The following is a 24,724-nucleotide window of genomic DNA, read 5'->3' as shown; positions in this document are numbered from 1 at the left end:
CGAGCTCAACGAAGGAGAACACGCGGCAACTGGAACGGAGACAACTACATGACGCTGACCTGCGGGGTCGACTGGGCCGAGGTGGTGCTTGGCCAACGGCCAGATGTGGGACGACATCGCTGCCTGGCCACACCGAGAGCAGGAAAATCCGGCCGCTGCTTGACAACTCACTCGCGTGGGATGTCTACGTCCGATTGGCCGGCGGGGCGTTCGTGGACACCGCGTTCGCCATCGACGCCTACGCCGGGCGGATCGTGGGCTGAGAATGCGCCACCGGCAACACCGACATATTGGTGCGGACCACCATCACCCAGGCCGCAGCACTGCGGGTTGTTCGAGTGCTTCCTTCCAGTTGGTGACCACCTGCCCTTCCACGAGGCGTCCAGGGGCTGTGCGGCCCTGTTTCTGGCCGCGTTCCTTGGCCCGCTCGGCGGCGCGTTTGTCTTCGATGTTGCAGATCGCCAGCCACAGCAATTTGACCACTGCGGCGTCGTTGGGGAACTGGCCGCGGTGCTTGATGATCTTGCGCAACTGATATTCAACGACTCGATTGAGTTGGTCGTGTAGATCACCCGGCGCAGCTCGGGCGGGAACGCCAAAAACGGGATGAACTGCTCCCATGCCCGTTCGAAAACCATTGTCACCGTTGGGTTCTTCTTCCCCAGCTCCGAGGCGGCGAACGCGTCCAACTCGACGCGGGCAGCGTCGGCATCGGCTGCGGTGTAGATCGGCTTGAGCGCCGCGGCCACGGCCTTGCGGTCGCCGTAGGACACGAACCGCAGCGCGTTGCGGAGTCAGGTGCACCACGCAGGTCTGCACCGCGGCCTGCGACCAGGTCGCGGCGATCGCCTCCGGAAAGCCCGTGAGCCCGTCGCAGCACACGATCAGCACGTCCTTGACACCCCGATTGGCCAGGTCCGCGCACACCGACGCCCAGAACGAGGCACCTTCATTGGGCTGGACCCAGATCCCCAGAACGTGCTTGACCCCGGCCATATCCACGCCCACCGCGATGTGCGCGGCCTTGTTGCGGGTGTGGCCACCGTCTTTGACCTTCACGATCATCGCGTCGAGGTAGATCACCGGATACAGCGGCTCCAACGGCCGGCGCTGCCAGGCCAGCACCTCATCGGAGATCTTCTCGTCGACGATCTTGGAGATCGTCTCATGCGACACCTCGGTCCCGATCGTCGACGCGAGGTGAAATGTTGTTCAGCTGTGGTGCGGCGGGACGTTTTCCCGTAGCCAGCGATCCCGGTCACCATCCCCCGAATCTGGCTGATCGTTACATTCGTCCCGGGTAACGTCCGGCAAAACGTCGCCGAACACCTTGTTAACTAGGTCGCGCGAGGGCTGTGTATCGCTCATCACAAGCCACCACGAGTGTGATCAAGATCACACCTTTGCCAAATTGAAGGGTTCAGGTGGGACGAGCCCATGACCACTCCGTTCGACCATCGAGCCCCATGGGAGCTCAGCTATCAGATGTCCAGGCTGGACAGCTGCGCGATGATGTACGCCGCCAACGGCCCCAGCGTCGCCATACCGTCGCGCACCGACGCACGCGAGCCGGCGATGTTGACCACCAGCGTGCTTCCCGAGACCCCGGCCAGGCCACGTGAGAGCCCAGCGTCCGAAATGCCCGCGGCGAGGCCCGAGGAACGCAGCGCCTCGGCGATACCCAGCAACTCCCGATCGAGCATGGTGCGGGTGGCTTCCGGCGTGACATCGCGCGGGCTGACGCCGGTGCCACCAACCGAGATGACCAGGTCGACACCACCGATCACCGCGGTGTTCAGGGCATTGCGAATCTCGATCTCATCGGCCGGGACCACGACGACGCCGTCGACGAGGAAGCCGGCCTCACCGAGCAGTTCGGTGACCAACGGGCCGCTGTGATCCTCTTCGCCGTGCGCGGTCCGGTCATCCACGACCACGACGAGTGCGCGCCCGGCCAATTCCCCTGCCTGTTCCATGCCTGTCACCGTATATCCCGCCTCTGACATCGAACTCCGCCCCGTTCCCATCACTGCTGCGCCTTACCCAGGGTCACCTGAACGGTCTGCGGTTTGCCCGCGGTGTCCAGGTAGGTCAACGTGACCTTGTCTCCGGGCGCCTTCGAGCGCACCGCCGCCACCAGCGCATCGGCGCTGCTGATCACCCGGTCGTCCACCTTGGTCACCACCACACCGCTGGGCAGGCCGGCCGACTGGGCCGCGCCGCCGTTGGTGACGTCGACGATCTTAGCGCCGTCGATGGTCTTGTCGTTGCCAACCTGCACGCCGAGCGACGCATGGCTCGCGATGCCGTTCTTGATCAGCTCGTCGGCGATGCGCTTGGCCTGGTCCACCGGAATGGCGAAGCCCAGGCCGATCGAGCCGCTCTGCGACTGGCCGGAATCCCCGCCGAGCGTCGCGATCGCCGAGTTGATGCCGACCAGCTCACCGCTCATGTTCACCAGCGCGCCACCGGAGTTGCCGGGGTTGATCGCGGCGTCGGTCTGGATGGCGTCCAGCACGGTGTTCTGGTTCTTGGCGTCGCCGCCGGCGGCGACGGGGCGATTCAGGGAGCTGATGATGCCCTCGGTCACCGTGCCCTGCAGACCCAGCGGCGAACCGACGGCGACCACCTGCTGGCCCACCACCAGGTTGGACGACGATCCCAGGGCGATGGGCGTCAGGCCAGAGACGCCCTTGGCTCGCACGACCGCGATGTCACTGCTCGGATCCGTCCCGACGATCTGGAACGTCGCGGTGCTGCCGGTGTTGAAGGTGACCTTGGTCTGCACCGGCGGAGCACCGGGCGGCGGGGCGTCTTTGGCGCCGGCCACCACGTGGTTGTTGGTGAGGATGAGCCCGTCCGCGGACAGGATGATGCCCGAGCCTTCTTCGGAGGCCCGGCCCATGTCGGTCTCGAGCTTCACGACGCTGGGCACCACCTTGGCGGCGACCTGCTCCACCGAACCGATCGGTGCGTTCCCGGCGTGCTGGCCGCGCGCCGAACCGCCCAAGGAGGTCGAGCTGTTCGAGTAGTCGGGCTGGGCCAGCATCACGATGCCGCCGCCGATGCCCGCAGACACGAGTGCCACCGCTGCCATTCCGGCGATCAGAGGCCCTGTGCGGGAACGGTTTTGCGGCCGTGGCGCGATCGAAGGCCGACCGTTCGGCGACCCGTTGCGGTACGGGTCGTACGGCTGCGAGCCGTACTGGCCCGTCGAGTACTGGCCGGTGGTGTACGAACCGGTCTGCTGCGGCCCCGTCTGGTACTGACCGGTCGAGTAACTGCCCGTGGGGTACTGCCCGGTGTGCTGCTGCTGGCCGGCATAGCGCCAGTCGTATGACGACCCCTGCTGCGGCGACGCGCCGTAGCCGGGCGCGGACTGATAGGAATCAGGACGCCGACCGGACTCGGGCTGCTGCGAGTACCTCGGGTGATTCGTCATTACTGGTCGACACTCTTCCTGTATTTCCGATCCGTTGCCGGGACAACGAACGACATGACCTGACGGTGCCCTTTCGGGCTGAGAATCCACTGAGACACCACAGGCCGCACCCTAGACTTCCTCCCCCGTCCGGGCAGGTTCATTTTCCGTGGTCACGCCCGTTACGTCCAGCCCAGAGGGTCGGTGTGTTGCGGTCACGCCGGAGGGTCGCCCCGGCAACACGAGATGGATCGACGTGCCCGGCGGCGACCCGCCCGGCACGGTGTCCTCAATCCGCAGTGCGCCACCATGTTTGAGCACAACCTGCTTGACGATCGCCAGTCCCAGACCCGAACCCGGCATCGCCCGCGCCGTCGTCGACCGGTAGAAGCGCTCGAACACCAGCGCCCGCTCCTGCGGCGGGATACCCGGCCCCCAGTCGGACACCACCAGCTCGGCGTGCGTCGGGTTGATGCGCCCGAGCCGGACCACCACCACCGAGCCCGCCGGACTCCACTTGGCGGCGTTGTCGAGCAGGTTCAGCACCGCCCGGGACAACCCGGCCCCGTCGCCATACACCTGCCATCCGGCGATCTCGACGTCGAAGTCAATGTCATTGCGGCGGCGGCGAACTCGTTCCAGACTGCGCTCGACGACCTCGGCCATCTCGACGGGCTCGTGGACCGTCACCGCGGCGTCGTCGCGGGTCAGGTCGACCAGGTCGCCGACTAGGGTGGACAGCTCCTCGATCTGGGCGATGACGTCGGACTGCAGACCCGCCATCTCCTCCTCGGGGAACAGCGGCGCACCGGGTGCCATGGCCGCCATCAGCAGTTCGACATTGGTCCGCAGTGACGTCAGCGGTGTGCGCAATTCGTGACCGGCGTCGGACACCAACCGGGCCTGCCGGTCTCTCGACTCGGCGAGCGCCCGCAACATCATGTTGAAAGCCTCTGTCAGCCTGGCCAATTCGTCATTGCCGTACACCGGGATGGGGCGCAGATCATCGGTGCGGGCCACGCGTTCGGTGGCCTCGGTCAACCGGGCCACGGGTCTCAGCCCGGTCCGCGCGACCGTGCCACCGGCGATCGCGGCGACGGCCATGCCGATTCCACCCACGATGAGCAAAATGGTGCCCAGCCGTTTGAGCACCTGGCTGGTGGGCCAGAGATTCTTCGAGATCAGCAGCGAGTTACCCGACTGCAGATGCACCGCCAGCACGCGCTGATAGTTGGTGGTGCGCAACGACATCAGCAGCTTGCCGGCGATGACGTCCTTCTCCGGCGTCCCGAGCGGCAATGTCTGCCCCTGCTGATTCGCGGTGTAGATCGACTGGCCCGGGATGACGTACATCGCGTTGACGTCCGAGTAGGCGGTGCCCTCGATGGCCTTGCCGGGGTCGACGGCCAGGGAACCGCTCTCGATGAGCAGTTGCGCGCGGCTGTGCAACTGGTTGTCGATGTCGCCGTACAGCGCCTTGGACACCACCACGTACACCGCGACCGACATGAGGACGACGACCATCGCCACCATCGACATCGCGAGCAGCATGACGCGCCATTTCAGCGACACCGAGCTGGCGTCGTGTTGCACCGTGCCGTCCGGCGTCGTCGCCGGCATCTGCGGCACTTCCCGCATCTTCCGATCCACGGTTGCGCGAAGCTTGTCGAGCATCAGGGCGGCGTCTCACGCAGCACGTAACCCACGCCGCGCACGGTATGGATCAGGCGTGGTTCTCCCTCGGCCTCGGTCTTGCGGCGCAGGTACCCGACGTAGACCTCGAGGGCATTGCCCGACGTCGGAAAATCGAAGCCCCACACCTCTTCGAGGATCCGGCTGCGGCTGAGTACCCGGCGCGGGTTGTGGATGAGCATCTCGAGCAGCGAAAACTCGGTGCGGGTCAGGCTGATCGACCGGGACCCCCGGGTGACCTCGCGGGTCACCGGATCGAGGCTGAGGTCGGAGAACGTCAACGCCGCCGACTCGGCGCCGTCGGCGGGGCCGGTACGGCGGAGCAGGGCCCGCATCCGGGCCAGGAGCTCCTCGAGCGCGAAAGGCTTCGGCAGGTAATCGTCGGCACCGGCGTCGAGGCCGGCCACCCGCTCATCGATCGAGTCACGGGCGGTCAGCATCAGCACCGGAAGGTCGTCACCGCTGCTGCGCAGCTGACGGCAGACACCGCGCCCATCCAGCCGGGGCATCATGTCGTCGAGCACGACAGCGTCGGGCCGGTCGCTGGAGATGCGCTCCAGCGCCTCGACACCGTCTTGAGCCAGTTCGACCGAGTACCCGTTGAAAGTCAGTGACCGACGCAGTGATTCGCGTACAGCGCGGTCATCGTCGACTACAAGGATTCGCACAGGCACAGTCTCACCCCACCATCTGAGAGCGGACTGAGAAGACGCGCCACGCGGGCGCGAGAAAAACCGTCAGTCGGTTCAGGCGCGGCGGTCGAGGTCGATCAGACCCAGACGCGCGGCCTTGAGCAGGCGACGCGGCACCTTGTGTGCCTGACCTGCGACGTTCACGTTGACCAGGCCGGTGGCCTCGGCCTTCCACTGCGCGCGACGGCTACGGGTGTTCGAGCGCGACATCCTGCGCTTGGGCACAGCCATGATGTGCACCTCTCTGACTAAACGGAATTGCTTGCGGTCGGCCGCGTCGCGAACAAATAGGGCCTGGGGGCGCTCTATTGCTTCTCGCGTGCGCAGCGATTGCACCTCAGGATAGCCGTCGACCTGCGTAGGCTCCAAAACGTCGCCCCAACCGGGCAACACGCAACCCCCAGCCCCCTTGACTCGGTACCGCTAGTACCGACTAACCTCCCTACCGGTTGGTTGAACGACGGGAGTGTGTGTGACATCACCAGCAGTCCGGATCGGTAACTGCTCAGGGTTCTATGGCGACCGGCTGGCGGCGATGCACGAGATGCTCGCCGGGGGTGAGCTGGACTACCTGACCGGCGACTACCTCGCCGAGCTGACCATGCTGATCCTCGCGCGGGACCGGGCCAAGAACCCCGACCTCGGGTACGCCAAGACCTTCCTGCGCCAACTGGAGCAGTCCCTCGGCCTGGCCCTGGACAAGGGCGTGAAGATCGTGGCCAACGCCGGCGGCCTCAATCCGGCGGGCCTGGCAGCGGCGGTACGCGCCCTGGCCGACAAGCTCGGGCTGTCGGTCAACGTGGCACACGTCGAGGGCGACGATCTCGTGGCGCGCGCTGACGAGCTCGGCTTCGGCACCCCGCTGTCGGCCAACGCCTACCTCGGCGCCTGGGGCATCGTGGACTGTCTGAAGTCCGGCGCCGACGTCGTCGTCACCGGCCGGGTCACCGACGCCTCGGTGATCGTCGGACCGGCCGCCGCCCACTTCGGCTGGGCCCGAACCGACTACGACGCACTCGCCGGCGCCATCGCCGCCGGCCACGTCATCGAATGCGGCATGCAGGCCACCGGTGGCAACTTCAGCTTCTTCACCGAGATTCCCGACCTCATCCGCCCCGGTTTCCCGCTGGCGGAGATCTCCGCCGACGGGTCGTCGGTGATCACCAAGCACCCCGGCACCGGCGGACGCGTCAGCGTCGACACCGTCACCGCGCAGCTGCTGTACGAGATCACCGGCGCGCGTTACGCCAACCCCGACGCGACCCTGCGGGTCGACTCGCTGGAGCTGACGTCCGACGGCGCGGACCGGGTCCGCATCTCCGGCGTCCGCGGCGAGGCGCCGCCGCCCACGTTGAAGGTGTCCCTCAACAGCATCGGCGGCTTCCGCAATGCGGCGTCGTTCATCCTCACCGGCCTCGACATCGAGGCGAAGGCCGATCTGCTGCAGCGCCAGCTGGAGGCCGGCATCACGCAGCGCCCGGCCGAGTTGCAGTGGACGCTGGCGCGGACCGATCATCCCGACGCCGACACCGAGGAGCGCGCCAGCGCGCTGCTGCACTGCGTGGTGCGCGACCCCGATCCGGCCAAGGTCGGCCGCCAATTCTCCGCAGCGGCAGTCGAACTCGCGCTGGCCAGCTACCCGGGCTTCACCACCACCGCGCCCCCGGGCGACGGCCAGGTGTACGGCCTGTTCAAGCCCGGCTACGTCGACGCGGCCCTGGTGCCGCACGTGGCAGTACTGGCCGATGGCACCCGCACCGACATCGCGCCGTCGGCCGAGACGGCGGCGCTGGGACCGGTCGACGATCCGGCCTTGCCGGAACCGCTGCCCGCCGGACCGGTCCGTCGCGCGCCGCTGGGCACCATCGCCGGGGCCCGCAGCGGCGACAAGGGTGGCTCTGCCAATGTCGGGGTCTGGGTCCGCGCGGACGACCAATGGCGTTGGCTGGCAAACGCATTGACGGTCGAGAAGCTGCGCGAGCTCCTGCCCGAGGCAGCCGAGCTGCCCGTGACCCGACACCTGCTGCCCAACCTGCGCGCCATCAACTTCGTCATCGAGGGCATCCTCGGCGAAGGCGTCGCGTACCAGGCCCGATTCGATCCCCAGGCCAAGGGCCTCGGGGAATGGCTACGAACCCGTCATCTCGACATCCCGGAGGAACTGTTTTCGTGAGCATCTGGACCACGCCCGAACGTGACGCACTGCGAAAGACTGTGCGCGCGTTCGCCGAACGCGAGATCCTCCCCCACGTCGACGAATGGGAGCGCAGCGGCGAGCTGCCCCGTTCGCTGCACGAGGCAGCCGGTGCCGCCGGCCTGTTGGGCGCCCAGGCGCCCGAGTCCGTTGGCGGTGGGGGCGGCGACGGCGCCGACGCCGTGATCGTCTGCGAGGAGCTGCATTACGCCGGCGTGCCCGGCGGCGTCTTCGCGTCGCTGTTCACGTGCGGCATCTCCACGCCGCACATGATCGCCTCCGGCGACCAGCGACTGATCGACACCTACGTGCGACCGACGTTGCAGGGCGAGATGATCGGCTCCCTGGCCATCACCGAACCCGGCGGCGGCTCGGACGTCGGGCACCTGACCACCCGCGCCGACCGCGACGGTGACGACTTCATCATCAACGGCGCCAAGACCTACATCACCTCGGGTGTGCGTGCCGACTATGTGGTGACAGCGGTGCGCACCGGAGGCCCTGGCGCAGCGGGTGTTTCGCTGATCGTGGTGGACAAGGACACGCCGGGCTTCACCGTCAGCCGCAAGCTGGAGAAGATGGGCTGGCGCTCGTCGGACACCGCCGAGCTGTCCTACGTCGACGTCCGTGTCCCGGCCGCCAACCTGGTGGGGCCCGAGAAATCCGGCTTCCTGCAGATCGCCGGCGCTTTCGTCTCCGAGCGGGTCGGCCTTGCCGCGCAGGCGTATGCGAGCGCGCAGCGCTGCCTGGACCTGACCGTGCAGTGGTGCCGGGACCGGGAGACGTTCGGCCGGCCGCTGATCACGCGGCAGTCGGTGCAGAACACCCTCGCCGAGATGGCCCGGCGCATCGACGTCGCCCGGGTGTACACGCATCACCTGGTGGAGCGGGAGCTCGCCGGTGAGACGAACCTGATCGCCGAGGTCTGTTTCGCGAAGAACACGGCCGTCGAGGCCGGTGAGTGGGTGGCCAATGCGGGCGTCCAGTTGTTCGGCGGCATGGGCTACATGGCCGAGTCGGAAATCGAACGGCAGTACCGCGACATGCGCATCATCGGCATCGGCGGCGGCACCACCGAGATTCTCACCTCGCTGGCTGCCAAGACGTTGGGATTCCAGTCATGACCGCCCTCAAATCTCGGCTCGACACCGCGGCGGCGGGCTACACCGAAGCAGCCGCGGCGATGACGGCCAAGCTCACCGAGCTGGATGCCGAACACGCCAAGGCGCTGGCCGGAGGCGGCGCGAAATACGTTGACCGCCATCATGCCCGCGGCAAGCTGACCGCGCGCGAGCGCATCGAGCAGCTCGTGGATCCGGACTCGCCGTTCCTGGAGCTCAGTCCGCTGGCTGCGTGGGGCAGCGACTTCGTCGTCGGTGCCAGCCTCGTCACCGGTATCGGTGTCGTCGAGGGCGTCGAGTGCCTGATCGTTGCCAACGATCCGACCGTCAAGGGCGGCACGAGCAATCCGTGGACGCTCAAGAAGATCCTGCGCGCCAACCAGATTGCCCGCGAGAACCGGCTGCCGGTGATCTCGATGGTCGAGTCGGGCGGCGCGGATCTGCCCACGCAGAAGGAAATCTTCATTCCCGGCGGCGCGATGTTCCGCGACCTCACCCGGCTGTCGGCGGAGGGCATCCCGACCATCGCGTTGGTGTTCGGCAACTCGACCGCCGGCGGCGCCTACATCCCCGGCATGTCCGACCACGTGGTGATGATCAAGGAACGCTCCAAGGTGTTCCTGGCCGGCCCGCCGCTGGTCAAGATGGCCACCGGCGAGGAATCCGACGACGAATCCCTCGGTGGCGCCGAAATGCACTCCCGCACCTCGGGTCTCGGCGACTACTTCGCGCAGGACGAGCTCGACGCCATCCGCATCGGCCGGCGCATCGTGGCCCGGCTGAACTGGCGCAAGCAGGGCCCGACGCCGGCGCCGGTGGTGCCGCCGCTGTATCCCGAAGACGAACTGCTGGGCATCGTCGGCGCCGATCTGCGCATCCCGTTCGATCCGCGCGACGTCATCGCCCGCATCGTCGACGGCTCGGACTTCGACGAGTTCAAGCCGCTGTACGGCTCGTCGCTGGTGACCGGCTGGGCCAACCTGTGGGGCTACCCGGTCGGCATCCTGGCCAACGCGCGCGGCGTGTTGTTCAGCGAGGAATCACAGAAGGCGACCCAGTTCATCCAGCTGGCCAACCGGTCCGACACGCCATTGCTGTTCCTGCACAACACGACCGGCTACATGGTCGGCAAGGCGTACGAGGAAGGCGGGATGATCAAGCACGGCTCGATGATGATCAACGCCGTCTCCAATTCGAAGGTGCCACACATCTCGCTGCTCATCGGCGCCTCCTACGGCGCCGGCCACTACGGCATGTGCGGCCGGGCCTACGACCCACGGTTCCTGTTCGCCTGGCCCAGCGCGAAATCCGCGGTGATGGGCGGCGCGCAGCTGGCCGGCGTGCTTTCCATCGTCAGCCGCGCGGCCACCGAAGCCCGCGGCGGCCAGGTCGACGAAGCCGCCGACGCGGCACTGCGTGCCGCCGTCGAAGCGCAGATCGACGCCGAGTCGCTGCCGGCGTTCCTGTCCGGACGGCTCTACGACGACGGCATAATCGACCCCCGCGACACCCGCACCGTGCTGGGAATGTGCTTGTCCGCCATTGCCAATGCGCCGATCGAGGGGACGTCGAACTTCGGCGTCTTCCGGATGTGAGTAGCTCCATGATCACAAAAGTCCTTGTCGCCAACCGCGGCGAGATCGCCCGCCGGGTGTTCGCCACCTGCCGCCGGCTCGGCATCGGCACCGTCGCGGTGTACACCGACCCCGACGCCGCCGCCCCGCACGTCGCCGAGGCCGACGACCGGGTGCGGCTCGAGGGTCGCACCGGTTATCTCGACGCCACCCAGCTGATCGCCGCGGCCAAGGCGTCCGGCGCCGACGCCATTCACCCCGGCTACGGATTCCTCTCGGAGAACCCGGATTTCGCGGCGGCGGTGCAGGACGCCGGGCTGACGTGGATCGGCCCGCCGGTGGCCGCCGTGCAGGCCATGGGCTCCAAGATCGAGGCCAAGAAGCTGATGTCGGCGGCCGGCGTTCCGGTGCTGACCGAGCTGGACCCCGGCACCGTCACCGCAGACCAACTGCCGGTACTGATCAAGGCGTCCGCCGGCGGCGGTGGTCGCGGCATGCGGGTGGTGCGCGAATTGTCCGCGCTACCGGCCGAAGTCGCGGCGGCGCAGCGCGAGGCCCAGTCCGCGTTTGGTGATCCGACGGTGTTCTGCGAGCGCTATCTCGCCAGCGGTCACCACATCGAGGTCCAGGTGATGGCCGATGCGCACGGCACGGTGTGGGCCGTCGGCGAACGCGAATGTTCCATCCAGCGCCGCCACCAGAAGGTCATCGAGGAAGCGCCGTCCCCGCTCGTGGAGCGGACGCCGGGCATGCGCGCCAAGCTGTTCGAGGCGGCCCGGCTGGCGGCCACCGCGATCGGGTACACCGGTGCCGGCACCGTCGAGTTCATGTCCGACGGAGGTGGCGACTTCTTCTTCCTGGAGATGAACACCCGCCTGCAGGTCGAGCACCCGGTCACCGAGGAGACCACCGGGCTGGACCTGGTCGAGCTGCAATTGGATGTGGCCGACGGCGGTGTGCTCGCGGCGGAACCGCCCGCGACGCACGGACATTCGATCGAGGCGCGGCTCTACGCCGAGGACCCGGCCAAGGACTGGCAGCCGCAGGCGGGCACGGTGCACCGATTCGACGTACCGGGTGTCCGGACCGAATTCAGCCTTTTAGGTCGGGCCGGAACGCGCGTCGACTCCGGCATCGTCGACGGCTCGGTGGTGTCGGTGTTCTACGACCCGATGCTGGCCAAGGTCATCTCGTTCGGGCCGACCCGCGACCGCGCCGCGGCGATCCTCGCCGATGCACTGTCCCGCGCGCGCATCCACGGCCTGCGCACCAACCGCGATCTGTTGGTGAACGTGCTGCGGCACCCCGCGTTCCAGGCCGGTGACACCGACACCGCGTTCTTCGACACGCACGGTCTGGCCGACCTGGCGGCACCGGCGGACACCGACGTCACGCTGTCCGCCGTCGCCGCGGCCCTGGCCGACGCCGCGCACAACCGTGCCACGGCAACGGTTTTCGCCGCCGCACCGAGTGGCTGGCGGAACCTCGCGTCGGGCTACCAGAGCCGTTCGTACAGTGACGCGGCCGGCGCCGAACACCAGGTGCGGTACCGATACGCGCGCGCCGGCGTCGAGCTGCCCGACCGCGACGACGTCACCGTCGTGACCGCCGATCCCACTCGAGTGGTGTTGTCGGTCAACGGAGTTGAACGTTCGTTCGACGTCGCCCGATACGGTGCCGACGTTTTCGTCGACTCCCCCGCCGGTGCCGTCCACCTCGTGGCCCAGCCGCGATTCCCGGACCCGGACGCGGCGGTCGCGCAGGGCTCGCTGCTGGCGCCGATGCCCGGACTCGTGGTCCGGGTCGGTGCGGCCATCGGTGACTCGGTCACCGCCGGCCAGCCCCTGATCTGGCTGGAAGCCATGAAGATGGAACACACCATCGCCGCACCGGATTCCGGTGTGCTCACCGAACTCAACGTGCAACCCGGCCAACAGGTCGATGTCGGCGCTGTGCTGGCCCGGGTCGAAACCCCAGAAGGAGAATGACCATGTCTTTCATCGAATCCGACGAGCGCAAGGCGCTCCGCGAGGCCGTCGTCGCGATGGCCTCGAAGTTCGGCCAGGACTACTTCCTGGAGAAGGCCCGCGCCGGCCAGCACACCGACGAATTGTGGGCCGAGGCAGGCAAACACGGCTTCCTGGGCGTCAACATGCCCGAGGAGTATGGCGGTGGCGGTGCCGGCATGTACGAGCTGAGCCTGGTCATGGAAGAGATGGCCGCCAACGGCTGTCCGCTGCTGATGATGGTGGTCTCGTCGGCCATCAACGGCACCATCATCTCCAAGTACGGCACCGAAGATCAGAAGAAGCGCTGGGTGCCGGGTCTCGCGGACGGCTCGCTCACCATGGCCTTCGCGATCACCGAACCCGACGCCGGCTCCAACAGCCACCGCATCACCACGACGGCGCGCCGCGACGGCGGCGACTGGATCCTGTCCGGCCAGAAGGTCTTCATCTCGGGCATCGACCAGGCCGACGCCGTGCTGGTCGTCGGGCGCACCGAGGACCACAAGACCGGCAACCTCAAGCCGGCACTGTTCGTGGTCCCGACCGATGCACCGGGCCTGAGCTGGACCAAGATCGAGATGGAGATCATCAGCCCCGAGAGCCAGTTCCAGGTGTTCCTGGACGAGGTGCGGCTGCCCGCCGACGCGCTCGTCGGCTCCGAGGACGCCGCGATCGCGCAGCTGTTCGCGGGCCTGAACCCGGAGCGGATCATCGGTGCGGCCATGGCCGTCGGCACCGGTCGACTCGCGATCCGCACCGCGACCGAGTACGTCAAGACCCGTCAGGTCTGGAAGGTGCCGATCGGTTCGCACCAGGGCATCTCGCACCCGCTGGCTCAGATCCACATCGAGCTCGAGCTGGCCAAGCTGATGATGCAGAAGGCCGCCACGCTGTACGACGCCGGTGACGACTTCGGTGCCGCCGAAGCCGCCAACATGGCCAAGTACGCCGCAGGCGAGGCCTCGGTCCGCGCGGTCGACCAGGCCGTGCAGTCGCTCGGCGGCAACGGCCTGACGAAGGAGTACGGCATCGCCGCCGCGGTCACGGCCTCGCGGCTGGCGCGCATCGCTCCGGTCAGCCGTGAGATGGTGCTTAACTTCGTGGCGCAGACCTCGCTGGGTCTGCCGCGCTCGTACTGACAGGAAAGTCTCATGACCGCACTGGTCCACTACTCCGTCGAAAACGGTGTCGCCCGGCTGACGCTGGACTCACCGCACAACCGCAATGCGATGTCGACCGCGCTGGTGGACCAGTTGCGGCAGGGCCTCACCGATGCCGCGGACGATCCGGGTGTGCGGGTCGTGGTGCTCGGCCACACCGGCGGCACGTTCTGCGCCGGGGCCGATCTGAGTGAAGCCGCGGGGCGCGACCCCGGCGACCTGGCCACCGCACGTGCGCTGGAGGCGGCCGGGCTGCTGCGGTCGATTCTGGAGCTACCCGTTCCCGTGATCGCCGCGATCGATGGTCACGTCCGCGCCGGCGGCATGGGGTTGATCGGTGCCTGCGACCTCGTGGTCGCGGGTACCGCCAGCACTTTCGCCCTCACCGAGGCCAGGATCGGCGTGGCGCCCTCGATCATCTCGCTGACACTGCTGCCGAAAATGACGGCCCGCGCGGCCGGTCGCTACTTCGTGACAGGCGAGAAGTTCGGCGCCGAGGAAGCCGAGCGCATCGGCCTGGTGACCGTCGCGACCGATGACGTGCCGGCAACCGTGGCAAAGCTGACGGACGAGATCACCAAGGGTTCACCGCAGGGTCTGGCCGCATCCAAGGCGCTGACCACGGCGTCGATCCTGGCCGATTTCGACCGCGACGCCGAGAAGCTGGCCAAGCAGTCGGCGCAGCTGTTCGTCTCCGACGAGGCCCGGGAAGGCATGATGGCCTTCCTCCAGAAGCGGCAGCCGAACTGGAATAAGTGATCCATATCCCGTAACGGATGGGACATCGATGCGGCCACAGTTTGCCTCAACAGCCTTGCAAGTGGCTGTGATCGTCGTAGGCTCGAGTTGATGAGCACCCCAGGTTCGCGCGCACAGATGCGCGTCGTCGATACCGACCGGATACAGGTCGCTCACCTCCTCAGCGACGCGGCCGCGCAGGGACGCCTGCCCATGTCCGAATACGAGGACCGGCTCAACCGCGCCTACTCGGCGCAGACGTACGCCGAGCTGTCGAAATTGAGCGACGATCTGCCATACATCACCACTGCACCGTGGGAAGCGGGCGGCGAATGCCACCCCGCGCCGTCGACGCTGCTGCTGGCGATCATGAGCGGATTCGAGCGCCGGGGCCGCTGGAATGTGCCGCAGCGGCTGACGTCGTTCTCGTTGTTCGGTGGCGGTGTCATCGATCTGCGCTACGCCGATTTCACCTCGCCGGACGTCGAGATCCACTCCTACTCGATCTTCGGCGGGCAGACCATCCTGCTGCCGCCCGAGGTCAACGTCGACGTGCACGGCGTCGGCGTCATGGGCGCGTTCGACCACCTCGGTCAGCAGGGCACCCCCGGCGCCCCGCGCGTCACCATCCGCGGCTTCTCGCTGTGGGGCCGCGTCGGCATCAAGTGCAAGAAGCGCAAGCCGCCGACCACTTAGCTCACTTCCCGCGAGCTCTCATTCCCGCGAGCTCTCATTCCCGCGAGCTCTCATTCCCGCGAGCGGCCGTGTTTGTACGCAACACGCCGCGATTGGCGTGTACTTTGGGGCCGCTCGGAGGCGACGAGCGTGCGCTCAGGTACAGGTGCGGTGGCGTGTCGCGGTACAAACACGGCCGCTCGCGATGAAGTGGTTACCCTCGCGTGAGGTGGTTGACCCGCCGCGAAGTGGTTACCCTCGCCGTGAAGTGGTTGCCCTCGCCGTGGAGTGGTTACCGACGCCGACGCCGCGAGCGGAGGTAGTCGCCGACCACCGCAGCCCCAAGCCCGTCGAGCTCGGGCACGACGACGCGGCCTTCGACGCGCCGGGCCACCTGATCGATGAACCGCGCCAAGCCGGGATCGCTGCCCAACCGGAAGATGGTGATCTGCGCACCCAGCCGGGCCACCTCGTCGAAGCTGCGCACCGTGAAGGCGATGGTGCGCGGGTGCGGCGGGTAGTCGAAGAACGTCTCGGTGCCGTTGCGGTACTGCTCGAGGTGGGCCGTGGGCTCACCGTCGGTGACGACGAGGACGACCGGCTGGGCGTTGGGATGACGCCGCAGATGCCGGCCGGCGAGCAACAGCGCGTGGTGCAGGTTGGTGCCCTGTTCGTAGACGCCTTCCAGCCCCGTCAGTTCGGCCGCCGAGACAGTGCGGGCATGGCGACCAAAAGCAATGATCTGCAACGCATCCGACCGGAACCGGGTGCTGACCAGGTGGTTGAGCGCCAGGGCGGTGCGCTTCATCGGGAGCCACCGGTTCTCCATGACCATCGAGAACGAGGTGTCCACCAACAGCGCCACCACAGCCTGGGTGCGGGTCTCGGTCTCCGAGATCTCCACATCGTCGACGGTGATGCGCAACGGCCCGTCCTGACCCGTACCCGCTTGTCGCAGTACCGCATTGGTCAAGGTGCGGGTGACGTTCCACGGCTCCGTATCGCCGAACTGCCACGGCCGGGTGGCCCCGGTCAGTTCGCCTGCGGCACCGGCGCGACGGGTGTCCCGCTCGCCGTGACGGCCGGAAAGCTGTTGCGCCACATCGCGGAGCGCTGCCTGACCCAACTGTCGCATCGCCTTGGGCGACAACCGCCACTGCCCATCGGAACCACGGTCCAGGAAGCCCTGGTTCATCAGGGTGCGTTCCAGTTCCGCGAGGGCGCGGGCGTCGACGGCGGCCTCGTCTCCCAATTGCCGGGCGAGCATGTCCAGATCGACATCGTCCATCTGTGCACCGGCGTAGCTCTGCGAAAGTTGTTCCGCCAGTTGCTCCAGCTCGGCGATGTCCTCCATCGCCTGTGCGGCCTCCCCCATGCCCAGCGGGTTGTTTCCGGTGAAATTCCGCTCGCCGGTCCAGTCCTCACCCGGGCGCGCGGCCTGCAGATTGGCATCGAGCCGGTCGAGCGCGTTCATCAACGACGGTGACCCGAATGCCTGCTGCGCCAACGCATCCAACTCGGCGCGTTGATCGGGTGAGAGGCTGTTGCGGAACCGCTGCGCGGCGGCGGCCCGCTTGGCCAGGGAGTCCAGCAGGTCGTCGACGTTCTGTGGATTCTCGGGAAAGAACTGGCCGTGCTTGGCCATGAAATCCTGAAAATCCTGTTGGGTGTCTTCGCCGTTGGCGTGCTTCTCCAGCAGGTTGTTCAGGTCGTCGAGCATGTCATTGACGGCTTGACGGTCCTCATCGGTGGCGTTCTGCAGCGCATCTTTCATGCCGGCGAATCGCTGGTCCAGCATCTCCCGGCCCAGCAGATCCTTGATCTGCTCGTACTTCTGCCGGGCTTCGGCCGATCGCCAGTCGTATTCGGACAGCTCCTGCACTGCTTTGGCCGGTGACGGCGACAACGACTCCAACTGCAGTTCGCCGAACCGTGCGTCGTCATCGAGCGCGCGGGCCAGTTCCTTGCGCTCGGCGAGCACCGCTTCGTCGAGCAGCTTCTTGATCTCCTGCAGGGTGCCGTCAAGGTTGTTGCGCGACAGCAACTCCCGACGACGCCGGTTGGCCTCGGCGGCCAGTCGGTCGGCGCCGCGCATGTTCTGGGTGCCACGGCGCAGCAGCTCGGACAGGGCGCGCCGGGGCGACGCGCCCTCCATGACGTCCTGCCCGATCTGCTCCAGCGCCTCCCGCAGGTCGACGGGCGGCGCCAGCGGGTCGGGCCCGCCGGTGTAGCGCGAGTACCGCGAGAGGTGGTTAGCCATATACCGTTTCGCCGTCGTCGGAGGTCTTGTCGATGCGCTTGGCCAGATACAGCGCTTCCAGCGCCAGTTCGACGGCCGCCGCCCGCTCGCCGTCGGACTGCGCGCCCAGCCGGTCGGCGATGGCATCGATCACCGGCAGGTCCGGCAGCGCGGCCAACACGTCCTTGGCCGACACCCGCTCGCCCGTCGTGACCGGTGAATCGCCTTCCACCGCGGCGACCAACGAACCGACGTCGATGCCGCCGAGCAGCCGCTGCGCGGTGTCCGCCGTCGCGCGCCGCAGCAGGTGCTCCAGGACGGCCTGTTCGCGGCCTTCCTCACCGGATTCGAATTCCAGCTTGCCGCGTAGGACGCCGATGATGGTCTGCAGATCGACCACGCGAGCGACCGGATCCTGTTCACCCAGAATCGCGGAGCGGTGTTGGGCCGCGGCGCCGACGGTCTCGGCCGCCGCGATGGCGAAGCGGGCCGAGACGCCCGACCGCTGATCGATCGACTGCGACTCGCGCAGGTACCGGGCGAACCGGGCCAGGATCTGCAGCAGGTACTCCGGGACCTCGGCAGCCAGGTGCGCTTCCTGCCTGATGACGCCGACCTCCGCGTCGAGCTCGAGCGGGTAGTGGGTGCGGATCTCGGCGCCGAAGCGGTCTTTCAGCGGCGTGATGATGCGGCCACGGTTGGTGTAGTCCTCGGGGTTGGCGCTGGCCACCACGAGCACGTCCAGCGGCAGGCGCAGCGTGTAGCCGCGCACCTGGATGTCGCGCTCCTCCATCACGTTGAGCATGGCGACCTGGATGCGCTCGGCGAGGTCGGGCAGCTCGTTGATCGCGACGATGCCGCGGTGCGCCCGCGGGATGAGGCCGTAGGCGATGGTTTCCGGGTCACCCAGACTCCGCCCCTCGGCCACCTTGATGGGGTCGATGTCGCCCACGAGGTCGGCGACGCTGGTGTCGGGCGTCGCCAGCTTCTCGAAGTAGCGCTCGCTGCGGTGTTGCCAGGTGACCGGCAGGTCGTCGCCGGAATCCGCGGCCCGGCGGATCGACTCGGGCGTGATCGGCGAGTACGGGTGCTCACCCAGTTCCGAGCCCGCGATGACGGGCGTCCACTCGTCCAGCAGACCGACCAGACCGCGCAGCAGACGGGTCTTGCCCTGGCCGCGTTCGCCGAGCAGCACGACGTCGTGTCCGGCGATCAGCGCGCGCTCCAGTTGCGGCAGGACGGTGTCCTCGAAGCCGAAGATGCCGGGCCAGACGTCCTTGCCGTCAGCCAGCGCTGCCAGCAGGTTCTCGCGAATCTCGGTCTTGATGCCCCGCTCACGGTGGCCTGAAGCCTTGAGCTCGCCGACGGTCCGCGGCAGGTCGGCTGGAAGGTCGTTAGGTGATGTCACGACCTCCACGCTACGACGGTGCACGGTGAGCGGCAGCCCCTTGGGCTCCGGAGCTTTACCCAGTACCCTCGGTATCGTGAACTCGCTCGACTGGACTCACCGCCCCACCGACCTCGAGTTCGGCCCCGCCGCGTGGCAGAGCCGACTGCTCGGCGGGCTCACCGCGGTGTTCGTCCGACCGGTAATCGCCCTGCTCACGCTCATCGGCCTGGTCGTCAACCGGTTCCATCCGGAACTGGTCCAGCGCGGCCGCTACGACATCATCGACGGGCCCTTCCGCGCGTTCCGCGCCCTGCCCGGCACCACGGTGACCCCGATCAAGCTCGACGACTGCGACGCCGAATGGATCGTCGCGCCGCGCGCCCAGGGTTCCGATCGCGTGATCATCTATTTCCACGGTTCGGCGCTGATCACCCTCGGGCTGAACTCGCACCGGCGGTGGGCCAGCAAGCTCTCGGCCGCGACCGGCGCGCGGGTCCTGAACGTCGGCTATCGACTGGCGCCGCAGGCGCTGATCGAGGACGCCATCGCCGACGGCGTGTGCGCCTACCGCATGGTGCTGGGCGCGGGCGTCGACGCGAAGAAGATCGTCTTCGCGGGCGACTCCGCCGGCGGCCTGATCGCGACCGGCACGGCGCTCGCGGCGCGGGACGCGGGCCTGCAGGTACCCGCCGGCCAGATTCTGCTGTCGCCGCTGACGTCGTCCGACATGAACTTGAAGTACAACGCGATGCTCGAACACCGCGACGTGCTGTTCCCGTTCATGGCGGTGAAGTACCTCTACGACGTCTTCGCGACCAAGAACGGCACGCACCCGGTGCCCGAGATGCCGACCGAGGCCGACCTGCACGGCCTGGGACCGACGCTCCTGCAGGTCGGCAACAACGAGATGCTGCGCAACGACTCGTTCGCGCTCGCCGACGCGTTGCGGGCGGCAGGAGCGCAGGCGTGGGTTCAGGTGTGGGACAAGGCGATGCACATGTTCCAGCTGAGCTTCGACGTCAACCCGGACGCCCGCAAGGCCGTCGACGAGATCGTCGACTTCTTCGAATACGCCACGACCACGCAGCAGTCCGGCGAGGTCGCGTCCTGATTCACGCGGCGTCAGCGGTTGTGGGCGGCCTTGGCCGCCCACTCCGTACGCAGGAAGGCCAGCAGCCTGCGCGCTGCGGGAGTGCCGGCGGTCGGCGCCCACGCCAGCGCGATCTGTCGCTGATAGTTGTTGGGCGTCAACGGGATTTCCCGGACCTTGCGTGAGGTGTGCTCGTCGTGCGGCAGCAGCGCGATGCCCATCCCCCGGCCGACCAGCTCGCGGATGGTCGAGAATTCGGTGATCTCCACGGGCACGTGCGGAACGAAACCCGCGTCACGGCACCAGCTTTCCGTCGCCTGACGCAGGTGATAGCTGGCCTGGTTGGCGATGAAGGTCTCGTCGCGCAGTTCGTCCAGCCGAAGACGACGACGGGCCGCGAGCGGATGGGCCGCCGGTAACACGGCCCGGATGTGTTGTCCGCCGATCACCACATGTTCGACGCCGTCGGGCGGCGGGATCACCACGGCGACGTCGAGTGTTCCGGCCTTCAGATCCGCGGCGAGTTCACTGCCGTGCGCCTGCTTCATCTGCAGCCGGATTCCCGGTGCGCGCCGGTGGAATTCGGTGACCAGGTTCGGCACCACGCCGGCCCCCATCGTCAGGGGGAAGCCGAACCGGATGGTCCCGTGTTCGGGGTCGGCTTCGCCGGCGATCGTCTCGACCGTCGCTTCGAGCTCGCGCAATGGGCGCCGTGACTGTTCGGCAAGCTGCACCGCGACCGGTGTCAGGCGCACCGTCCGCCCCTCCTGGGTGAGCAGCCGGACACCGAGCATCTTCTCCAAGGCGTGGATGCGCCGACTCATCGATGACTGCGGAATACCCAGGCTGTCGGCGGCACGGGTCATGTGCCCGCCCTGGGAGTCGAGCTCTTCGAGCGCCCGAAGCTGCGGCGCGAGCAGGCTCATCCATTGATCCATATTCGGATGATAATCGCCTGAACATTCATTGGACGGATCGAATTCTCGGGGGTGATGCTGGAGTAACGAGACAAGGAGCAACCATGAACACCGTTGAACCGGAAGTCGCCGACGTCGTCCTCATCGGTGGCGGCATCATGTCTGCCACCCTGGGCGCCATGATCAGCACATTGGAACCACAGTGGCGCATTGTGTTGGTGGAGCGGGCATCCGACATCGCCACGGAGAGCAGCGGGCCGTGGAACAACGCCGGCACCGGCCACTCCGGCTACTGCGAACTCAACTACATGCCCGATCCCGAAGACGGCAGCGCGCCCGCGCAGATCGCCGCACAGTTCCAGTTGTCCCGCCGCTGGTGGGCACATCTGGTCGAGCAGGGCCTGCTGGCCCCGGCGACTTTCGTCCACGGCACGCCGCACATGGACGTGGTGTTCGGCGACCACGATGTGGCCTACCTCCGGCGCCGATTCGAAACCCTCAGCTCCGATCCGCTTTTCGCCGATCTGGAATTCAGCGACGACCCCGCGATCATCGCCGAATGGGCCCCGCTGGTGATGGCGGGCCGCGATCCGGCGCAACCGATTGCGGCGACCCGCCACCCCGGCGGCACCGATGTCGACTTCGGAGCGCTCACCCGCGGACTGACCCGCATCATCACCTCGAACGGCGGTGAGGTCCGGCTCGGCCATGAGGTGCGCCGGCTACGCCAGGACCCGGACGGCACCTGGTTGGTCGGCGGCCGACGTACGGAGTCGCACAACAGGTTTCAGCTGAGGGCGCGCCACGTGTTCGTCGGAGCCGGTGGGTTCGCCCTGCGGCTGCTGCAGCGCGCGCACGTTCCCGAGGTCCGCGGCTACGGTGTGCTGCCCGTCGGCGCAGCGTTCCTGCGGTGCGCGCAACCCGACGTCGTCGCACAGCACGATGCCAAGGTGTACGGCCAGGCAGCGATAGGAGCCCCGCCGATGTCGGTGCCGCACTTGGACAAACGCGTCGTCGACGGCAAGGGCTACCTCATGTTCGGCCCGTATGCGACGTTCAGCACCAAGCTACTCAAAGGCGGCAGGCTCACCGACTTCTTCACCACACTGCGGTGGCACAACCTGCATGTGCTGGCCGCCGCGGCCCTGCAGAGCCTGACCCTGGTGCGCTATCTGATCGGTGAGCTGCTCACCCCGCTCGGCGGCAAGATCAAACAGCTGCAACGGTTCTACCCGGAGGCCGACCCCGGCGACTGGGAGCTGATACCGGCCGGACAGCGGGCCCAGCTCGTCACACCGGACCCGAAGCGCGTCGGCGTGTTGCAATCGGGAACCGAGCTCGTCACGTCGGCCGACGGCACCATCGCAGGACTGCTGGGCGCCTCTCCGGGAGCCTCGACCGCCGTGCCGATCATGCTCGGCCTCCTGCAGCGGTGCTTCCCCGAGCGCTGGGCCGCCTCCTGGCAGTCCCGCATGAACGATGCCGTGGCCCCTCGGGACACTGCAGCGCTGCTCAGCCTCTGAACGGCGAATGGCCAGGTTTGCCCGGATCATCTCCGTGCGAACCTGGCCATTCAGCCTGTGAATCTAGTGGGCGAAGTGCCGCGCCCCGGTCAGGTACAGCGTGATGCCCGCAGCCGCGGCGGCCGCGGTCACTTCGTCGTCACGGACCGAACCACCCGGGTGCACAATGGCTTTCACGCCGGCGTTGGTCAGGGTCTGCAGACCGTCCGGGAACGGGAAGAACGCGTCGGAGGCAGCGACGGCGCCCTTGACGCGGTCACCGCCCCGCTCGACCGCCAGCCGCGCCGCGTCGACGCGGTTCACCTGGCCCATGCCGACGCCGACGGTGGCCCCGTTGGCAGCGACCACGATGGCGTTCGACTTCACCGCGCGGCACGCGCGCCAGGCAAACACCAAGTCGGCCAACGTCTCCGGGTCCGCCGGGCTGCCGGTCGCCAGGGTCCAGTTCAGCGGGTCGTCGCCCGTGGCATCGAGCGCGTCACGCTGCTGCACCAGCAGGCCACCGCTGACCTGACGGAACTCGGTGCCGCCGGGCTGCGGTTCGCTCGCCACCAGGATGCGAATGTTCTTCTTGCGGCTGAGGATTTCGACGGCGCCCGGCTCGAAGGCGGGAGCGACGATCACCTCGGTGAAGATGTCCGCGACGGTCTCGGCCATCTCCTCGGTCACGGCCGTGTTGGCCGCGATGACACCACCGAACGCGCTCAGCGGGTCGCACTCGTGGGCCTTGCGGTGCGCATCGGCAACCGAGATCGACGACACCGCAATGCCACACGGGTTGGCGTGCTTGATGATCGCCACGCAGATGTCCTCGTGGTCGAACGCCGCCCGCCACGCCGCGTCGGCGTCGGTGTAGTTGTTGTAGGACATCTCTTTTCCGTGCAGCTGCTCGGCCTGGGCCAGCCCCGGCCAGCCGGCGTCGTCGCTGTAGAGCGCCGCCTTCTGGTGCGGGTTCTCGCCGTAGCGCAGCACGTCAGTGCGACGCCATGTCGAACCGAGCCACGCGGGCATACCGGCGGCGGACGCCTCGTCGTCGCCGGGCACCAGCACCGACCCCATCCAGGATGCGACGGCCACGTCGTACTCGGCGGTGTGACGGAAAGCCAACGACGCCAACTTCTTCCGCTCTTCGAGCGTGAAACCGCCATCCCGGACGGCGGCCAGCACACCGTCGTACCCAAGCGGGTCGACGACGACGGCGACGCTGGGGTGGTTCTTGGCCGCAGCGCGGACCATCGACGGGCCGCCGATGTCGATCTGCTCGACGCACTCGTCCTCGGAGGCGCCCGACGCCACGGTCTGCGTGAACGGATACAGGTTCACCACAACGAGTTCGAACGCCTCGACCCCGAGCTCATCGAGCGCGGCGAGGTGCTCGGCCTTGCGGGTGTCGGCCAGCAGGCCGGCGTGCACGCGCGGGTGCAGCGTCTTGACCCGGCCGTCCAGCACCTCCGGGAAACCGGTGACCTCTTCGACGGGAGTCACCGGGATACCCTCGGCAGCAATGGTTTTCGCTGTCGAACCGGTCGACACCAGGGTCACCCCGGCCTCGTGCAGCCCGCGGGCCAGCTCGGCCAGGCCGGTCTTGTCGTACACGCTGATCAGCGCGCGCCGAATCGGTCGTCGCGTCATCCTATTGCTCCTCACCGCGGCACCCGATGGCCGCCTTTCGCCCACTCCACGTCACACCGCGGAGGGCCACCGCGGCGATCACATCTACCAACAGTCGTCGTTCGACGACTTTGATCCGCTCATGCAGCGACGATTCGTCATCGTCGTCGCGTACCGCCACCGGCTCCTGTGCCAGGATCGGGCCGGTATCGGTGCCGTCGTCGACCAGGTGCACCGTGCTGCCGGTGACCCGAACCCCGTAGGCGAGGGCCTCGGACACCGCGTGTGCGCCCGGAAACGACGGCAGCAGCGCCGGGTGGGTGTTGAGCACCCGTCCCTGGAAGCGCGCAAGAAATGCAGGTCCGAGGATCTTCATGAACCCGGCCGACACCACCAGATCCGGCTCGTGGGCCGCGACGGCGGCAGTCAACGCCGCGTCCCAGGCGGCCCGGTCAGCGTGGTCACGCAGCCGCGTGGTGAACGTCGCCGCCCCGGCGGCCGCCCCGATCTGCAGTGCCGGGCAGTCACGGTCCGCGCCGACGGCCACGACGCGCGCCGGGTAGTCGCCGACCGCCGCGGCAAGCACAGACTCGAGCAGCGAACCGGTCCCGGACGCCAGGACGACGAGCCGCGCCGGCGCAGTCGGGGGCACATGGACCGGTAGCTGCACGGGAGCAG

Annotated in this window: 19 protein-coding genes and 1 pseudogene; 9 read left to right on the top strand and 11 right to left on the bottom strand. The window is 67.8% G+C overall.

All coding sequences use genetic code 11. The features are described 5' to 3' along the window. Positions 1-306 precede the first annotated feature (306 nt). The 6 genes and pseudogenes from ACZ5IQ_RS04215 to rpmF all read right to left on the bottom strand — a co-directional run. Positions 307-1,206 (bottom strand): annotated as a pseudogene (locus ACZ5IQ_RS04215) (IS256 family transposase); the annotation flags it as partial. Positions 1,207-1,481: 275 nt separating this feature from the next. Next, entirely contained in the window at positions 1,482-2,006 is a 525-nt protein-coding gene (locus tag ACZ5IQ_RS04210; RefSeq protein ID WP_133763292.1) for a MogA/MoaB family molybdenum cofactor biosynthesis protein, read from the bottom strand. Between the two features lie 20 nt (positions 2,007-2,026). Next, complete coding sequence (locus tag ACZ5IQ_RS04205; RefSeq protein ID WP_464480867.1) at positions 2,027-3,442, bottom strand: S1C family serine protease; 1,416 nt, start codon at positions 3,440-3,442, stop codon at positions 2,027-2,029. Between the two features lie 111 nt (positions 3,443-3,553). Then, on the bottom strand, positions 3,554-5,041 hold the full coding sequence (locus tag ACZ5IQ_RS04200) for a HAMP domain-containing sensor histidine kinase (protein ID WP_464481418.1): 1,488 nt from the start codon (positions 5,039-5,041) through the stop codon (positions 3,554-3,556). Positions 5,042-5,094: 53 nt separating this feature from the next. Beyond that, positions 5,095-5,781, bottom strand: a complete 687-nt coding sequence (locus ACZ5IQ_RS04195) for a response regulator transcription factor (protein WP_020099048.1) — start codon at positions 5,779-5,781, stop codon at positions 5,095-5,097. 78 nt (positions 5,782-5,859) lie between these two features. Further along, positions 5,860-6,036, bottom strand: a complete 177-nt coding sequence (rpmF, locus tag ACZ5IQ_RS04190) for a 50S ribosomal protein L32 (protein ID WP_061005745.1) — start codon at positions 6,034-6,036, stop codon at positions 5,860-5,862. 241 nt (positions 6,037-6,277) lie between these two features. Between rpmF and ACZ5IQ_RS04185 the strand changes: the two genes are divergently transcribed. From ACZ5IQ_RS04185 to ACZ5IQ_RS04155, 7 genes are all read left to right on the top strand, one after another. Further along, complete coding sequence (locus ACZ5IQ_RS04185; protein WP_464480866.1) at positions 6,278-7,978, top strand: acyclic terpene utilization AtuA family protein; 1,701 nt, start codon at positions 6,278-6,280, stop codon at positions 7,976-7,978. Further along, the gene (locus ACZ5IQ_RS04180; RefSeq protein ID WP_267324761.1) at positions 7,975-9,123 is read left to right on the top strand and encodes an acyl-CoA dehydrogenase family protein; all 1,149 of its coding nucleotides are present in this window, start codon (positions 7,975-7,977) and stop codon (positions 9,121-9,123) included. Before ACZ5IQ_RS04185 ends, ACZ5IQ_RS04180 begins: the two co-directional genes overlap by 4 nt. Beyond that, positions 9,120-10,715, top strand: coding sequence for an acyl-CoA carboxylase subunit beta (locus ACZ5IQ_RS04175; RefSeq protein WP_061005711.1), 1,596 nt, complete (start codon positions 9,120-9,122; stop codon positions 10,713-10,715). The genes ACZ5IQ_RS04180 and ACZ5IQ_RS04175 overlap by 4 nt, the downstream gene beginning before the upstream one ends. An 8-nt stretch (positions 10,716-10,723) precedes the next feature. After that, entirely contained in the window at positions 10,724-12,682 is a 1,959-nt protein-coding gene (locus ACZ5IQ_RS04170; RefSeq protein ID WP_464480865.1) for an acetyl/propionyl/methylcrotonyl-CoA carboxylase subunit alpha, read from the top strand. A 2-nt stretch (positions 12,683-12,684) separates the two neighbouring features. Then, a complete protein-coding gene (locus ACZ5IQ_RS04165; protein WP_061005746.1) occupies positions 12,685-13,842 on the top strand; it encodes an acyl-CoA dehydrogenase family protein in 1,158 nt (385 codons plus the stop codon). Positions 13,843-13,854: 12 nt separating this feature from the next. Continuing rightward, a complete protein-coding gene (locus ACZ5IQ_RS04160) occupies positions 13,855-14,622 on the top strand; it encodes an enoyl-CoA hydratase family protein (RefSeq protein ID WP_061005715.1) in 768 nt (255 codons plus the stop codon). Between the two features lie 90 nt (positions 14,623-14,712). After that, positions 14,713-15,297, top strand: a complete 585-nt coding sequence (locus tag ACZ5IQ_RS04155; RefSeq protein ID WP_133426623.1) for a DUF1707 SHOCT-like domain-containing protein — start codon at positions 14,713-14,715, stop codon at positions 15,295-15,297. A gap of 271 nt (positions 15,298-15,568) precedes the next feature. Here ACZ5IQ_RS04155 and ACZ5IQ_RS04150 read toward each other — a convergent pair whose 3' ends face one another. Together ACZ5IQ_RS04150 and ACZ5IQ_RS04145 are read right to left on the bottom strand one after the other, a co-directional pair. Beyond that, positions 15,569-17,536 carry a vWA domain-containing protein gene (locus ACZ5IQ_RS04150; RefSeq protein ID WP_406802341.1) on the bottom strand — a complete coding sequence of 656 codons (1,968 nt, stop codon included), beginning with the start codon at positions 17,534-17,536 and terminating at the stop codon, positions 15,569-15,571. Further along, positions 17,529-18,923 (bottom strand): sigma 54-interacting transcriptional regulator, encoded by a 1,395-nt coding sequence (locus tag ACZ5IQ_RS04145; RefSeq protein ID WP_133426621.1) that lies wholly within the window; start codon positions 18,921-18,923, stop codon positions 17,529-17,531. Before ACZ5IQ_RS04145 ends, ACZ5IQ_RS04150 begins: the two co-directional genes overlap by 8 nt. 76 nt (positions 18,924-18,999) lie before the next feature. On the opposite strand from ACZ5IQ_RS04145, the gene ACZ5IQ_RS04140 reads away from it, so the two are divergent. After that, the gene (locus ACZ5IQ_RS04140) at positions 19,000-20,016 is read left to right on the top strand and encodes an alpha/beta hydrolase (RefSeq protein WP_406802342.1); all 1,017 of its coding nucleotides are present in this window, start codon (positions 19,000-19,002) and stop codon (positions 20,014-20,016) included. An 11-nt stretch (positions 20,017-20,027) separates the two neighbouring features. Here the strand turns inward: ACZ5IQ_RS04140 and ACZ5IQ_RS04135 are convergent, their stop codons facing one another. Further along, positions 20,028-20,933: a LysR family transcriptional regulator gene (locus ACZ5IQ_RS04135; RefSeq protein ID WP_406802343.1), complete on the bottom strand. Its 906-nt coding sequence runs from the start codon at positions 20,931-20,933 to the stop codon at positions 20,028-20,030. A gap of 83 nt (positions 20,934-21,016) precedes the next feature. Here ACZ5IQ_RS04135 and ACZ5IQ_RS04130 point away from each other — a divergent pair, with 83 nt between their 5' ends. Beyond that, positions 21,017-22,435, top strand: coding sequence for a malate:quinone oxidoreductase (locus ACZ5IQ_RS04130; protein WP_406802344.1), 1,419 nt, complete (start codon positions 21,017-21,019; stop codon positions 22,433-22,435). 63 nt (positions 22,436-22,498) lie between these two features. Here the strand turns inward: ACZ5IQ_RS04130 and purH are convergent, their stop codons facing one another. Both purH and purN read right to left on the bottom strand, forming a co-directional pair. Continuing rightward, positions 22,499-24,067 (bottom strand): bifunctional phosphoribosylaminoimidazolecarboxamide formyltransferase/IMP cyclohydrolase, encoded by a 1,569-nt coding sequence (gene purH, locus ACZ5IQ_RS04125; RefSeq protein WP_406802345.1) that lies wholly within the window; start codon positions 24,065-24,067, stop codon positions 22,499-22,501. A 1-nt stretch (position 24,068) separates the two neighbouring features. Next, positions 24,069-24,716, bottom strand: a complete 648-nt coding sequence (gene purN / locus ACZ5IQ_RS04120) for a phosphoribosylglycinamide formyltransferase (protein ID WP_318987233.1) — start codon at positions 24,714-24,716, stop codon at positions 24,069-24,071. Positions 24,717-24,724: the final 8 nt, after the last annotated feature.

The organism is Mycobacterium toneyamaense (assembly GCF_055384815.1).
The sequence above is the reverse complement of the archived record's forward strand: the minus strand, read 5'-3'. Positions and strand labels throughout refer to the sequence as shown.

Coding starts and splice junctions, on each gene's coding strand:
- ACZ5IQ_RS04210 (WP_133763292.1), bottom strand. CDS start 2,006: ATGTCAGAGGCGGGATATACGGTGACAGGCATGGAACAGGCAGGGGAA.
- ACZ5IQ_RS04205 (WP_464480867.1), bottom strand. CDS start 3,442: ATGACGAATCACCCGAGGTACTCGCAGCAGCCCGAGTCCGGTCGGCGT.
- ACZ5IQ_RS04200 (WP_464481418.1), bottom strand. CDS start 5,041: ATGCCGGCGACGACGCCGGACGGCACGGTGCAACACGACGCCAGCTCG.
- rpmF (WP_061005745.1), bottom strand. CDS start 6,036: ATGGCTGTGCCCAAGCGCAGGATGTCGCGCTCGAACACCCGTAGCCGT.
- ACZ5IQ_RS04175 (WP_061005711.1), top strand. CDS start 9,120: ATGACCGCCCTCAAATCTCGGCTCGACACCGCGGCGGCGGGCTACACC.
- ACZ5IQ_RS04170 (WP_464480865.1), top strand. CDS start 10,724: ATGATCACAAAAGTCCTTGTCGCCAACCGCGGCGAGATCGCCCGCCGG.
- ACZ5IQ_RS04165 (WP_061005746.1), top strand. CDS start 12,685: ATGTCTTTCATCGAATCCGACGAGCGCAAGGCGCTCCGCGAGGCCGTC.
- ACZ5IQ_RS04160 (WP_061005715.1), top strand. CDS start 13,855: ATGACCGCACTGGTCCACTACTCCGTCGAAAACGGTGTCGCCCGGCTG.
- ACZ5IQ_RS04155 (WP_133426623.1), top strand. CDS start 14,713: ATGAGCACCCCAGGTTCGCGCGCACAGATGCGCGTCGTCGATACCGAC.
- ACZ5IQ_RS04150 (WP_406802341.1), bottom strand. CDS start 17,536: ATGGCTAACCACCTCTCGCGGTACTCGCGCTACACCGGCGGGCCCGAC.
- ACZ5IQ_RS04135 (WP_406802343.1), bottom strand. CDS start 20,933: ATGGATCAATGGATGAGCCTGCTCGCGCCGCAGCTTCGGGCGCTCGAA.
- ACZ5IQ_RS04130 (WP_406802344.1), top strand. CDS start 21,017: ATGAACACCGTTGAACCGGAAGTCGCCGACGTCGTCCTCATCGGTGGC.
- purH (WP_406802345.1), bottom strand. CDS start 24,067: ATGACGCGACGACCGATTCGGCGCGCGCTGATCAGCGTGTACGACAAG.